The sequence below is a fragment of the Burkholderia sp. Z1 genome, assembly GCF_014893795.1.
GTDB lineage: Bacteria > Pseudomonadota > Gammaproteobacteria > Burkholderiales > Burkholderiaceae > Burkholderia > Burkholderia theae.
This window is the reverse complement of the sequence record NZ_JACFYL010000002.1, coordinates 2,588,567-2,604,100: the sequence shown is the minus strand read 5'-3', so window position 1 is coordinate 2,604,100 and position 15,534 is coordinate 2,588,567. Positions and strand designations below refer to the sequence as shown.

1 protein-coding gene is annotated in these 15,534 nt (G+C 68.4%); it reads left to right on the top strand.

Annotated elements, in window-relative coordinates; genetic code table 11:
* Positions 1–86 precede the first annotated feature (86 nt).
* Positions 87–15,533: a YwqJ-related putative deaminase gene (locus H3H55_RS28530; RefSeq protein WP_193101126.1), complete on the top strand. Its 15,447-nt coding sequence runs from the start codon at positions 87–89 to the stop codon at positions 15,531–15,533.
* Position 15,534: the final 1 nt, after the last annotated feature.

The window sequence follows — 15,534 nt, the reverse complement described above, 5'->3', positions numbered from 1 at the left end:
AATCCCGGCATCGCGCGACGCCACGGTCGGCCGGCCGATGGCGTGAGACGCAGGGCGCAAGCCCGGAAGAACGAAGAAAAAAATAGATGAACACGTCCAAGCGTAAGGTCCTGCAGCAACTCGCCGCCGCCGGTGCGGCGCGAATCGGCGCGCGTGCGCGGTCCGCGGCAGGTGCGCCGCGTTTCCTGGCGGTCGCACCGGTCGTTCACCCGTATCGCTGGTGGCAGCGGGCGACCTGCGCGATCGTCGCGCTGACGATGTTCATCGGACCGATCACGATGACGGTCGAGCAGGGGCGCGGCGCGGCCGGCGTGCTGGGCGCCGGAAACCGCCGCCTCGATGACGCTGCGTGGCGACGGCTGGTCGAACTGGCTACGATGCGCGTCCGGTTGTCAATGCAGATGGCGTCGGCGGCGCCGATCGTCGACCCGTCCGCGCCGATTACGTTTCAGCCGCGCATCACGCAGACGACGGGGGCGGGCGGCGGCGTGCCGGTCGTCAATATCACCGCGCCCAACGCGGCCGGCATTTCGCTGAACCAGTATCAACAGTTCAATATCGACCCGGTCGGCCTGATCCTCAACAACAGCCTGATGTCGGGGACGTCGCTGACGGGCGGCAATGTACAGGCGAATGCGAACCTGAACGGTCGCACGGCGAGCGTGATCGTCAACCAGGTGACGTCGACAGGCAGTGCCTACGCGAGCCTGCTGAACGGCCCGCTCGAAGTGTTCGGCGCGCCGGCGGCGGTCGTCATCGCGAACCCGAACGGAATCACGACGCGCGGCACGGGCTTCACCAATACCATCGGCGTTTCGCTGTCGACCGGCGCGCCGCAGTTCCTGGGCAGCGTGGGCGGCGCGGTGACCGACTTTGCGAACGCCAAGGCGATCGGCTACAACGTGACCGGCGGCCATCTGCAGATCGAGGGCAATGCCGGCGTCAACGGGCCGGGCGCGGGGATCGAGGGGACGGTCGGCACGATCGACCTGATCGGCGAGACGATCGGCATCAACGCGCCGCTGTATGCGGGCACGCGGATCAACGCGGTTGCCGGGCGGCAGTTCGTGGCGCCGACGGCGGCGGATGCGTACGGCACCACATACGGCACCGCGTCGAACGGCGCGGCGAATTCCGCCGCCGCGATCAATGCCGCGAACGGCGGGGCGAACCGGTCGCTCGCGATCGACGCAACCGCGTTCGGCGCGATGACCGCCGGCCAGATCCAGGTGATCAGCACCGCGGCGGGCATGGGCGTGCGGGCCGACGCGCAACTGGCCGCGAACGCAGGCGACCTGCTGATGTCGTCAAACGGCGACGTGTCGGTCGCCGGGTCCGCCGCGCAGCAGCAGGCGACGCTGCACGGCGCAGGCAACGTATCGATGACGGGCGCGCACCTGGGCGTCGGCGGCTACACGATCAGCGCGGACGGAGACGTGACGTCGACGGGCACGATCCAGTCCGGCGGCAGGCTCGCGGTGTCCGCGGGCGGCAGCGTGAACGTCGCCAATGCGCAAGCCAGCAGCGACGTGGCGATCGCCGGCGGCGCGAACGTCACGCTGGGCGATGTGCAGACGGCTGGTGCGCTGGCGGTTGCGGCGCAGGGCGGAGCGGGCGGCGACGTCACGCTGAACGGCACGGCGCTGGCCGTGGCCGGCACGTCGCTGCGTGCGTCGCGCGACGTCCACGTCAACGGCCGGCTGGATAGCAGCACGGTCGATGCAAGCGCACAACGCAGCATCGTATTGGCCGGGCCGCTCAATGCATCCGGCGACCTGACGCTCACGGCGCGGGAAGGCGACCTCGCCACGACCGCGCGTGTCGCCAGCGGCGGGAACCTGTCTGCCAGCGCGGGGCGCGATGTCGCGGCGAGCGGTGCGCTGCTGGCGAACGGCGACGTGAGCGTGCGGGCCGGAAACAGCGCGAGCGTCGGCGATATCCACGCGGGCGGCACCATCGACGTGAGCGCGCAGGGCGGGGCCGGCGGCGGCGACCTGGCGTTCAACGGCAATACGCAGGCGACCGGTGCCACGCGCTTCGCCTCCGCGCGCGACATCACCGTGAACGGCACGCTGACCGGCGGTTCGACGTTGGCGCTCGACGCACGGCGCGACGTGACGATCGGCGCACAAGGCACCGTGCAGTCGGCAGGCGACCTCGCGCTGACGGCGCGCACCGGCAGCGTGACGTCGAACGGCACGTTGGCGAGCGCATCGAACCTGTCGGTGCAAGGCGCGCAGGACGTCGCGCTGCTCGGCACGACCGGCACCACGGGCGACACGGCGGTGAGCGCCGGCCGCGACGTGGCGGTGGGCGGCACGCTGTCCGGGCACGGCGGGGCGCGGATCGACGCCGGCCGCGACATCGCGCTGGGCGGCAATACGGGCTTCGTGAAGGACGTGCAGGCGCAGGCCGCGCGCAATCTGTCGATGACGGGCGCGCTGGCCGCGGTGAACGTGACGCTGGGCAGCGGCGAATCGATGACCCTGCACGACGTGCAATCGTCGGGCGCGTTGCAGGCGAGCGCGCAGCGCGGCTCGCTGACGGTCGACGGCGGTGTGACGTCGCAGTCCCGCGCCACGCTGCAATCGGGCGGCGACGCGACCGTGCTCGGTCGCGTGCAGAGTACCGATCGCCTCGACGTTGCCAGCGGCGGGAGTCTCGCGATCGCGGGGCAGGTCAACACGCTGTCGACGGGATCGTTCCGCGCGGCGAATCGCTTCAGCGTCGACGGCACGCTGCAGACCACCGGTTCGCTCGATATCACGAGCGGCGGGGACGCCTCGATCGCCGGCACGGTGAACGCGCTGTCGGACGCGGTGCTCGCATCGAGCGGTGGCGTGACGGTCAACGGCATGCTGCAGAGCGCGGGGCCGCTCGCGCTGACGAGCGGCGCGAATACGGCGATCGGCGGCACGGTGCTGTCGACGGGAGATGCGACCCTCAAGAACGCCGCGGGCTCGCTGACGAGCACCGGCGTGATCCAGGCCGGTCGCGACCTGCGGATCGATGCCGCGCACGCGGTCGATCTCGGCGCGAAACAGACCCTCGCGCAGCGCGACCTGAGTGTGCGGGCGGGCGGCAACCTGAGCGCGGACGGTACGTTGATCGCGCAGCGCGACGGCACGCTGAACGCGGGCGGGGCGCTGGGCGGCGCGGCGGCGATTGCGTTCGGGCAGGCTGCGACGCTTCAGTCGGGCGGCGATACGCGCCTGACGGGCTCGTTGCGCGGCGACACGGTGCAGACGCAGGCGGGTGGATCAGCGTCGCTGCACGACGTGCAGGCGGTGTCGTCGATGTCGCTTGCCGCGACGCAGGATCTTGCGACGACGGGCAGCCTGATCGGCAACGCAACGACGACATTGCAGGCCGGGCGCGATCTCGGCGTCAGCGGCGCGGTTCAGTCGTCGCAGACGCTGACGCTGGCAGCCGGTCGCGATGTCGCCACCACGGGCGCACTGCGGACCGACCAGGATCTGCACGTTCGTGCGGGCAACAACGCAGCGATCGGCGATATGCAGGTCGGCACCGTGCTTGACGTGAAGTCGCAAGGCACGGCGGGCGGTGGCGACGTGGCACTCAACGGCAACGCGATCGTCGCGGGCGTGACGAACGTGCAGGCGGCGCGCGACATCGCCGTGAACGGTTCGCTTACCGGCGCCACGCAGGTGGCGCTGTCGGCGCAGCGCGACGTCGGCGTCAACGGCAGCGGCGCCGTCCGCGCCATCGGCGATCTCGCGATCACCGCGACGACCGGCAGCATCGCGTCGGCCGGCACATTGAACGGCGCAGGCGCGCTGACCGCGAATGCGGCACAGGATGTCACGCTGACGGGCACGACCGTGTTCACCGGCGACATCGCCGTGACGGCGGGCCGTGACGTGACGGTCGGAGGAACGCTGGCAGGTCGTGGCGGCGCACGCGTCGACGCGGGGCGTGACATCGCGCTGGGTGGTAGTACAGGATTCCTGAAGGATGTGAAGGCGCAGGCGGGACGCAACCTGTCGATGACGGGTTCGCTCGCCGGCACGAACGTGACGCTGGGCAGCGGCCAGTCGATGACGCTGCATGACGTGCAGTCGTCGAGTGCATTGCAGGCCCATGCACAAAACGGGACGCTGACCGTCGACGGTACGGTCACGTCGATGTCGACCGCGCAGCTCAAGTCGGGCAGCGATACGACCGTGACAGGCACGCTGCAAAGCGCGGGCCATCTCGATCTGACGAGCGGTGGCAATCTCGGGATTGGCGGCACCGTCAGCGCGTTGTCCGATGCGGCCGTCACGTCGAGCGGCGCGGCGAGCGTGAACGGGCTGTTGCAGAGCGTGGGCCCGTTGACGCTGACGAGCGGCGCGAACACGTCGATCGGCGGCACGGTGCTGTCGACGGGTGACGTTACCCTCAAGAACGCGGCGGGCTCGCTGACGAGCACCGGCGTGATCCAGGCGGGCCGCGATCTGCTGATCGACGCCGCGCACGCGGTCGATCTCGGCACGCAGCAAACCACGGCGCAACGCGACCTGACGGTGCGCGCGGGCGGCGACCTCGTCGCGAACGGCACGGTGATCGGCCAGCGCAACGGCATGCTGAATGCCGGTAGCGCGATGGGCGGCGCGGCGGCGATCGCATTCGGGCAGGCGGCGACGCTTCAATCGGGCGGCGATACGCGCCTGACGGGCTCGCTGCGCGGCGACACGGTGCAGATGCAGGCAGGCGGGGCGGCGTCGTTGCACGACGTGACGGCTGCGGCGATGATGTCGCTCACGGCCGCGCAGGATCTCGCGACGACGGGCACCGTGGTGGCCGGCTCGACGGCGACGCTGCAGGCCGGCGGGAACCTGGGCGTCGGCGGCGTGATGCAGGCGGTCGGCGATATCGCGCTGACCGCGACGAACGGCAGCGTGTCGACCAGCGGACCGATCGCAGGCAACGGCGCGATCGACATGCAGGCGGGTACCGACATCCTGCTGAACGGAACGGTGGGCGCGGCGCGCGGCATGTCGCTGAACGCGGCTCGCGACGTTTCGACGACGCAGGCCCTGAACGTGCTGGCGAACGACCTGCGGATCACGGCCGGCAACAACGCCGGCGTGGCCGATGTGCAGGCGGGCGGAGCGTTGTCCGTCACCGCCCGAAACGGCGACGTGGCGTTCAACGGTACGGCTGCGGCGCTCGGCGAAACCACCGTAACCGCAGGGCGCGACGTGGTCGTGCGCGGCACGCTCGCCGGTGGCGGCGACGGCACGAGCGCGACGCATGCGCCGACGTCCGTGCAGGCCGGGCGCGACGTCCAGGTAACGGGCATGCTCGCGGGCGGCGCAACGCTCGGCGTCAACGCCGCGCGTGATGTGACGATCGGCAACGCCGGTCAGGTCCAGGCGGCCGGCGACATGACGCTCGCCGCCGGCGCAGGCAGCGTGACGTCGCAGGGCACGCTCGCGGCCGAACGCAATGTCGTGCTGACGGTGGCGAAGGACGTGTCGCTGACCGGCAAGACCAGCGTCGGCGGCGATGCGGCGTTGACGGCCGGGCACGACCTGACGCTCGGCGGATCGGTCGTGGGCAAGGGCGGCGCGACGCTGAACGCGGGCCACGATGTGGCGATCGGCGGGAGCACCGTCTTCGCGAACGACGTCACGGCCAAGGCCGGCAATGACCTCGCGGTCATCGGCGTGCTGCAGGGGCGGGCGGTGTCGCTGAGCGCCGCGCGCTCGGTCGCGCTGAAGGACGTGCAATCGAATGCGGCACTGACCGTCAACGCGAAGGGCGGCGCACTGGCGATCGACGGTACCGTCAACTCGCTCGCCGGCGGCACGTTGAACGCCGCCGGCGACCTCACGGTCAACGGCGCATTGCAGACGGCCGGATCGCTGAATGCGGCGAGCGGCGGCACCCTCGCGATCAACGGGGGCGTCAATGCGCTCGCCGATGCGACCTTGCGTTCGGCTGCGGACCTGAACGTGAACGGCACGCTCCACGCGGGCGGCCCGCTGGCGGCATCGAGCAATGGCGCGCTGTCGGTCGGCGGCAAGCTCGACGCGGCCACCGATGCGACCTTGAGCGCGGTGCGCGGCCTTGTTGTCGACGGCACCGTCAACGCCGGCCGCAAGCTCGACATGACGAGCGGCGGCCCGACGACGCTGCGCGGTGTGGTCAACGCGGCAGCGGCGGGTGCGCTGCGCTCGGACGGCGACATCACGGTCAACGGTACGCTGCAGGCGGCGGGGCCGCTCGACGTGATCGGCGGCGGCAACACGACGGTCGGCGGCGCGCTGGTGTCATCGGGCGACATGACGCTGCGCAATGCCGCGGGCGCGCTGACGAGCACCGGCACCCTGCAATCGGGCGGCAACCTGTCGGCCGACGCGGCCGGCACGATCGATCTCGGCCAGGGGCGCACGACGGCGCTTGGCGATCTCGCGGTCAACGCCGGCCGGGATCTGCGCACGGACGGCACGGTGATCGCGCAGGGGCGCGGCACGCTGACGGCCGGCGGCGCGATCGGCGGGGCGGGGGCGCTGGCGTTCGGCGGCGCGGCGACGCTGCAGTCGGGCGGCGACACGCTGCTCACCGGTTCGCTGCGCGGCGACAAGGTCGACCTGAACGCGGGCGGTCATGCGACGCTGCACGACGTGACGGCGGGCGCATCGATGACGCTCGCATCGGCCGGCAACCTGCGCACGACCGGCGCGGTGACCGGCAACTCGGACGTGCTGCTGCGCGCAGGCGGCGACATCGAACACAGCGGGGTGTTGCAGGCCATCGGCAATGCGACGTTCGATGCGCGCGGCGGGCATGTCGCGTCGACGGGCTCGATCGCGACGAACGGCGTGCTCGCGGTGAAGGCGGGCACGGATATCGCGCTCGGCGGCAAGACGGCCTCGGCGCTGAACACCGCCCTGAGCGCCGGCCGCGACATCGCGATCGGCGGCTCGCTGGCGAGCGGCGGCGCGTTCGATGCGATGGCCGGCGGGAATGCGGGCATCGCCGGCACGGTGCTGACGATCGGCGACACGCATGTCGGCGCGGCCAACGATATCGACGTGACCGGCAAGCTCGAGGGCCACGGGGCCGGCACGCTCGGCGCCGGCCGCGATCTGACCGGCGCGGGCACGATTGCGCTCGCGCAGGCCGCGACGCTCGATGCGGGTCGCGATGTCGTGCAGGGCGGGCTGGTGCAGGGGCACACGGTTGCAGTTACGGCGGCAGGCAATGCAAGCGTGACGAACGTGCAGGCGGACGATACGTTGTCGCTGAGGGCGAAAGGATCGCGCGCGGATACCGGCCCGGGCAACCTGACGATCGACGGCACGGCCGCTGCGGGCGGGCGGATCGATGCGATCGCGGCGCAGGACGTGTCGGTGCCCGGGAAGCTTCAAGGGGCAACCTCGGTCGGCATCGACGCGGGGCGCAACGCCGTGATCGCGGGCGCGGCCCAGTCGGGCGGTGCAATGACGATCGCCGCGCACGCCGGCGATCTGGCTGCGACCGGCGGGATCAACAGCGGTGCGGCGCTCGACGTGACGACCGGACGCGATCTGTTGCTCGGCGCGACGACGAGCGCGGTTGGCGACATGGGGCTCGCCGCCGGGCGCGATCTGGACACCGGCAGCGGGCTGCTGATCGGCGACGCGACCGGCACGCTGCGCGCGGCGCGCGATATCGTCGGCGCTGGCAAGCAGTCGTTCCTGCAAGGTGCGTTCGACGCCGCCGCGCAGCGTAATGCGGTATCGGGCGGCCTCGTTCAGGCGAGGAGCGTGCAGTTGACGGGCGGCAACGATGCGTCCGTCAACGATGTCGTATCGGCGACCTCCTTCGACCTGAAGGCGCTCGGCCACGCCGGCGGCGGCGATGCCGTGGTGCGTGGCGCCGCGCAGGCGGCCGGTGCCGCGACCGTGACCGCCGCGCATGACGCGCGGGTGACGGGCACACTGGCGAACGGTGCGGCGCAAACCTTGAGTGCGGGCAACGATGTCGTCGTGAGCGGCACGTCGCAGTCTGCCGGCGACATGAAGGTGGCCGCATCGGGCGGCAACGTGCAACTGAACGGCACGACGACGTCGGGCGGCGCGCTCGATGTGCGCGCCGGCGTCGATGCGCAATTGAATGGGACGATCGCCGCGGCCGGCATGACGACGCTCCAGGCCGGCCGCGATATCGGCATCGGCGGCAGCGTGGCCGGGCAGGCTGGCGGCACGCTGACGGCCGCACGGGACATCACCGGCGCGGGATCGGTGGCGTTCGGCCAGGCCGCGACGCTCGCCGCGTCGCACGAAGTCGCGTTGTCGGGGGCGCTGCAGGGCGCGAGCGTGTCGGTGACGGGCGGCAACAATGTCGGCCTCGTCAGCGTACAGGCGGTGTCGGGCGATCTGTCGGTCGTCGCGAACGGCAATGCGGGCGGCGGCGACGTGACGCTTGGCGGCGCGGCCACCGCGCTTGGCGCGTTTTCGCTGCAGGCGGCGCGCGACGTCAACGTGAATCACGCGATCAATGCGGGGGGGACGACGGGCATTACCGCCGCACGCAACGTCGCGCTTGCCGACGTGAACACGGCCGGCGACCTGAGTATCACCGCGTCGAACGGCAGCGCCGCAGCAGCGAACGCGACCGCGCGCGGCAACCTGAACGTGACGGCAGGGCAGGCGATCGCGTTGTCGGGGCAAACCGTGTCGGGCGGCAATGCGACGCTGGCGTCCGGCGGCGACATGACGCTGGTCGGCAGCATCGCCGCGCAGCAGGCCGGCAAGCTGACGGCGGGCGGCTCGATCGACGCGGCATCGATCGCGTTCGGCAAGCAGGCCACGGTCAGCGCGGCGAATAGCATCGCCGTGAAGGGCGGCGTCGCGACCGACGGCGATCTGGCGATGACGGCCGGCAACGACCTCGCGATCGGCAGCGCGCAGACGGGCGGTGCGATCGACTTGCGCGCGCAGGGACACAACGGCGCCGGCGACGTGGTCGTGAACGGCAGCCTGACGTCCGGCAAGGCGGCGACGATCGCCGCCGCGCGCGACGTGGTGATCGCCGGCAGCGTCGGCAGCGGCGCAAGCCTGACGGCCGGCGCGGGACGGAGCCTCGGCATCGCCGGCGCAATTCGTTCGAACGCCGATACGTCGCTGAGCGCGACGAACGGCAATCTCGTCGTGGGCGGCGACTTCGTGTCCGTCGGCAATTTCGGTGCGCGTGCCGGCGGCACGCTGGCACTGCTGACGGGCGGGCTTGCCAACGGCGACACCACGTTGACGTCCGGCGGCGCGATGACGCTCGGCGGCGCACTGTTCGGCCTCGGGGGCGCAAGTCTCGACACGGGCGGCGCTATCACGGGCGGCAGCGCACTGACGTTCGGCAAGGATATCGGCGTCACGTCCAGCGCGGGCGTTACGCTCGGCGCGATCCAGGGAGCAGGGAAGTTCACGGCGACGTCGACCGGCGACCTGTCGCTTGGCGCGACGACTGCGGTCGGCGGTGTGTTCGCGACGTCGCAGGCAGGCAGCGTCGCCGTCAACGGCGCGCTGCAGTCCGGCGGAAACGTGCAGATCCAGGCGGCGAACAACGCGCAGGTGACGGGCGCGGTGTCGTCGATGGGTACGGTGAACGTCAACGGCGTCAATGGCAATGTGACGCTCGCGGGCGTGTCGTCGAATGGCGACACGACGCTGCATGCCGGGCAGAGCCTCACGCTCGGCGGCTCGAGCGTCGTGGCCGGTCAACTGGGGGTGTCGGGCGGCAACGTGGCGCTCAACGGGACGGTGACCGGTTCGAAGAACGTGACCGTCTCCGCGCAGGGGACGGTCGATGCCGCCAACGCGACGATCGTCGCGTCGCACGACCTGCAGGCGAGCGGCGCGAACGTGACGCTCGGCAACGTGACGGTGGGCGGCGCGCTGAATGCACAGGCGTCGAACCGGCTCACGCTCGCGGGCGGTCACGCGGTGAACGTGGTCGGCAATGCGGCGATCACGTCGCAGAACGGGCTGTATAACGCGGCGCATGTGCTGGCCGGGTCGCTCAATGTATCCGCGCCGAACCTGACGAACGCGGCGGGGGCATCGCTCGCGTCGATCGGCGCGACGACGATCAACGCGTCGAACTTCACGAACGCGGGGCTGGTGAATGGCACGACGACCAACGTGACCGTGGGCGGCGGGCTGACGAACGTCGGCGGGTCGCTGATGGCGGTGGATGCGCTCGGCATCAACGCGGGTTCGCTGAACAACCAGAGCGGGATCATCTTTGCGGGGAATCCGAGCGTCGGGACCGGGGCGACCGGCGATGTGTCGCTGACGGTCAATGGCGGCAACGGCGCGTTCAACAACGCGGACGGACAGTTGCTCGCGCAACGGAACATGGGCATCAACGTCGCCAACATGACGTTCGATCCGCTGCAGGGGACGATCAGCCAGGGCGGGAACCTGTCGATCACCGCCGGCTACGTGAACGTCGGCGGCACCTGGAACTACGGCGGGCAGAGCGTCGCGCTGACCGGCCTGAACGGCATCGCGAACTACGGCACGATGACCGGGACCGCGGCGCTGACGCTGTCGTCCGGCGGCGGGACGTTCGAGAACCACGGGCAGGTCAGCGGCCGCGACGTGACCTTCAACGGCACGCTGAACAACGCGGGTGGTGCGGTGATGCACGCGGACAACGCGTTGACGCTGAACGGCAATACGACGAACCGCGGGACGGTCGAGGCGGGGAGCGTGCTGACCGTATCCGGCTGGAACTACGACAACCAGGGGGCGACGACGCAGTCGAGGGGGGATGTGGTGTTCCGCCTGGGCGGAACGCTGCAGAACACGGGCGGGTCGATCAATGCCGGGCGGAACATCAGTATTTCGGCGGGCGCCGTGGTAAATGACCAGACGCCACCGACGGGAGCGGTAACCACGAGATCCGTGGTCGAAGACCCGAACTTGCTATGGTCGGGCACCGTCGGCTCGGAGTCGTTCCAATACTACGGCCCCGTCGCCAACGACAGCGGCAGTACCTTCTACGGCACCCTCAGCGGCAATCGGAACGTGACGCTTGGCGATCTGCTTGCGCCGACGGGCACCGTCCACGGCTACGACGTCGGGTATTTCGACGACAGCCCTTGCCCCCGGGACTGCACGTTCAATCCGAGCTCGCCGGTGGCCGGGTCCGGATATGTCACATTCAATCAAGTGATGACCGCCACCCGCTATGGGAACAGCGGAAATGCATCTAGCCAGCCGATGTGGTATGTCGGAACCGGCCCGCAGCCCGGCGCAGTAAAGACCGTTTCGCTGAAGTTGCCGACGATCTATCAGACTTCCACGAGTCAGCAGCCGGGTACTTCGGGTGTCATTTCCGCAGGTGGCTCGATTGACTTGTCTGCGAATGCGTTGTCGAACCGTGGGGGGCAAATTGCGGCCCAAGGTAACGTGTCGCTTGTCGTCCAGAATCTGAGCAATGGCGCCGTGGTGCCCACGGTGGTGAACCAGTCGGTAAGGCAAGTCGATCAGGGTGAATATTCGGCATTCCTGTCGCAGCTGAAATCGCTCGGAATTGTCTCCGTCGCGAACTCAGGAAATGTGAATTACAACATTGCCCCCGCGCAATTCAACATTTCCACGGGGGCTGGGGCGCCGTCGTCTACCGGGACACTCAGTTCTTCGACGCCTACGGGCATGATTGCGGCGGGTAGCAACCTGACGGTCGGCGGTGGCAATCTGGTTAACGAAGGTTTGCTGTACGCCGGCAACAACGTTGGCATTGCGTCGGGGACGCTCACGAATCAGGGCGGCAACCAGCAGAACTATTCGAGTCAGGTCGGCTGCGCATCCGGGGTGCCGAACGCCGCATGCGGCAATGCGGGCCAGCCGCGCGGCAACAATCCGACCACGACGACGTTCAGCTATGCGCAGAACAACGCGACGATCTACGCCGGTCATGACCTCGTCATCGCGGCCGGCCAGATCAACAACACGTACGGCAACCTGCTGGCGGGCCACGACATCGTCATCGGCGGCGTCGGCTCGACCGCGGGCTCGACCACGCCGGCGCAGAGCCTGAACAACACGTCGGGCAATATCGTCGCGGGCAACGACATCAAGCTGAACGTCTCGGGCGCGATTACCAACAACCTGCCGCCGCCCGTTCCGGTCCACGAGAACTACGGCAAACAGGAGAAGTATTCCGGCTGCATGACCGCCGGTGGTTACAAGGAGAGCTACTGCGAAGGTTATGTCGATCAGCAGTCAGGCAGTTCGTCGGTGATCAGCGCGGGCAACAACCTGCAGGTCAACGCGGGCAGCCTGACGAACATCGGCAGCCTGATCGCGGCCGGCAACAACGCGACGATTTCCGTCGCGGGGCCGGTCGTCAACGAGGCGCAGGTGCTGAACGCGTACTGGCACTCGCACTGGGTGCAGGAAACCGGGATGTTCAGCAGCGACAAGCGCCACGACATCTGGGCCTGCGGCACGCCGGAACAGTGCAAGGCGCTGTACGGGAGCGCCTATACGGGCACCGGCGGCACCATCAATCCGCCGACGCCGGTCGGCAACATCGCGGCGACGATCCAGGCGCCGAACCTGTCGATTTCGTCGGGCGGCCAGATCCAGAACGTCGGCAACGTGCTCGGCACGTCGGTGTCGTTGAGCGGGCAGAAGCTGATCAACGGCATCACGACGCCGAACACGTATACGCCGCAGGTCGCGGCTCCGCAGCGCGTGATCACGCTCAGTCCGGTGACGCTGCCGGGGCTGAACCTGTCGATTCCGCGTGCGGTCGGGATGGGTACGCTGCCGACGCCGGTTGCCGGCAAGGCGTCATACGTCAACGAATCGCTCGGCGGGAGCGGGCTGCTGGGGGCGCAGGATCTGCTGAACAACCTGCCGCCGAATCTCCAGCCGTCATCGACGCTGTTCTATTTCAATCCGCAGGAAGAGGACCTGCTGCTGCAGCAGGCCGCACTCCAGCAGACGGGCAAGTCGAGCTTCGTCGACGGTTTGTCGTACGACAGCAAGCGCAACATGTCGGTGACGGAGCAGGCAAAGGAGTACCTGTACGGAAACGCGCTCGAGTATTCGAAGTCGCACGGGCTGCAGCTTGGCGCGGCGCTGACGCAGGAGCAGATCAACACGCTCGACAAGCCGATGCTGTGGTACGTCGAGCAGACGGTGCCGGACCCGACGTGTCATGCGATCGGAACGGCGTCGTGCCCGACGATCACCGCGCTGATGCCGCAGGTGTATCTGTCGCCGAACACGACGGCGATGTCGGCCGGCGGGAACATTGCCGGCACGGACGTCGCGCTGAAATTCAACCAGGACGGCAACGGCAGCATCCTCAATACGGGGAGCATCACGGCGTCGGGGACGCTGAGCGTCGACACGCACACGCTCACCAACCAGGCGAACCAGGTCGACGTCGGCGCGATCTGGCAGAAGGTCGACGGCGGCTACCTGAATACGACCGGCACGGTGGTGCAGCCGGGCGGGTTCATGAGCGCGGCGAACATGGAGCTGAATGTTCAGGCGCTGAACCAGATCGGTGGGGCGTTGCAGAAGCTCGCGGCCGACGGAACCATCGATCAGGCCGGGACCCGGCAAGCGCTTGCGGCGCTTCAACAGCAACTGGGCGGCAATTTCACGCAGACGACGCTGAGCGACAACCTTCACCAGGATTTCGTGAAGGAAGGCGGCGCGTTCGGGATGACGCAGATCTTCTCGATGGTCGTCGCTGTTGCCGCAGCGGTCATGATGCAGCCGGAAATTTCGGCTGCGATTGCATCGATGTCGGGAGCAGCCGACGCGGCAGCCACAGCGGCATTTATGGCGGCTCAGCAGGGGCTGACGGGCGCGGCCATCACCGCGGCGGCAAGTGCCGCAGGTGGTTCGCTGGCCGTTGGCGGCTTGGCCAACACGATGATTGCAGTCGGGTTGAGCGCGTTTGCATCCAGCGCGCTCGGTCAGGTCGTTGCGAGCGGTAAGGTCGATATCGCCGCGAGCCTGAAGAATGGCCTGATCGGCGCGGTGACTGCCGGGCTGACGAACGGGATCACGTTCGACGGCGCCAGCGGTTCGTTCGGTTTCAGCGCCAATGCAGCGTTTGAAGGCAGTGCGCCGAGTCTTGCGGCATGGGCCGGTGTGCAGAACACGGGCAATGCGCTGGTGCCGCAAGCGGGTGCGGCATCGGGATCGTTGCCGAGTGCAATGCTCGCGTTGTCTGCCAATGCGGCGATTCAGGCCGGCACGCAGACGTTGATTGGCGGGGGAAGCTTCCTCGATAGTCTGCGGGACAGTTTCGTTCGGGATGCGGCTGCTTCTGCTGCATACGCGATCGGTAATGCAAAGGCTGTCGGCGACTTTGGCGACGGTCTTCCAGAAACGCTGGCCCATATGGCCTCGCACGCGGCGCTCGGCTGCGCGGCTGGCGCCGCGACTGGTCAGGGGTGTGGAGGAGGGGCGATTGGTGGGGCTGTTAGCGCGCTTGTTACGTCACGCCTGGTTGATCAGGCAGGCGGCGCCGCGACCTTGACAGATGGCCAGCGCGCGACGATCGTCGGCGTGTCGACGTTGCTGGGTGGTTTGACAGCTGGGATTGCCGGGGAGGATGCACAAGGTGGGGCTGCTGCGGCGCAGAACGAGGCGCTGAACAACGGGTCGGCGGTTCACGGTATGCCCGAGAGTCCGCTGCGCAAGGCACTGGATATCGCGTGCGGCGGTGGTACCAAGCCATGCGACCCCCAGTTGCTGAAAACGTTGATGCAGGCACAGGGCGCCAATGCGGATCAAGCATCAGGGATGATGAATGCTGCCGCTCCTTATGTCGGAGGGGTGCTCGGCGGTGTGCTGGGTGGGGTGCTGTTCGGTCCGGGAATCGCAGCTGGATGTGTAGCAAATGCCGTCCTTTGTGCAAACGAACTGACTATACTCGCGGCGGAGGTCTATGCCGGTCTGAATGGTATGCCTGTAGGGACAGGTGCCTCAGTCCTGACAGGTGTGTCGTCGCCAGCCGTAATGGGATCTGCTGTCAGTGTCGAGGCGCGAGCGGTAGGCGAGGCGCGGTTGCTCATCGCGGAGGGAAGCAAAAATCCTGCAGTCTCGGTAGGGGGATCTGCCGCACTTGGCATTCAAACCCCTCCGTTCAGCAACATTCTTGCAAAGGTGCCGACGTTTCCCGGAGTCAAGATGTCTGCAGATGGCGATACGTTTGTGATTGTCGATCAGGGTAAATTTGTGGATGCGGTTGCTCGCGCGTATAGCAATTCCGGTCAGAAGCTTAATGGCCAGACAGTTCGGCAGATCGAGGGCTATATTTCGAGTCACGACTCGTTTCCGACCATAGCAGGGATACCTGGCTTGCACGCGGAGGTTCAGTCTTTGAACTACATCTACAACGCAGTGCCGAATCCGGCCACGCTGAACCTGGCTGATATCAGTATTGCGACCATAAAGCTGGGGCGGAGCAGTGCGGCCGGAACTCAAGGAGGCGCGTTCATGGCATGTCGGAATTGTAGTGGGATCATTCCACCCAAGGTCAATGTCATTACCGGGAGGCAATAGA

What these genes read in the sequence shown, in the direction of transcription:
- H3H55_RS28530 (WP_193101126.1), top strand. Translation starts at nt 87, where the DNA reads ATGAACACGTCCAAGCGTAAGGTCCTGCAGCAACTCGCCGCCGCCGGT.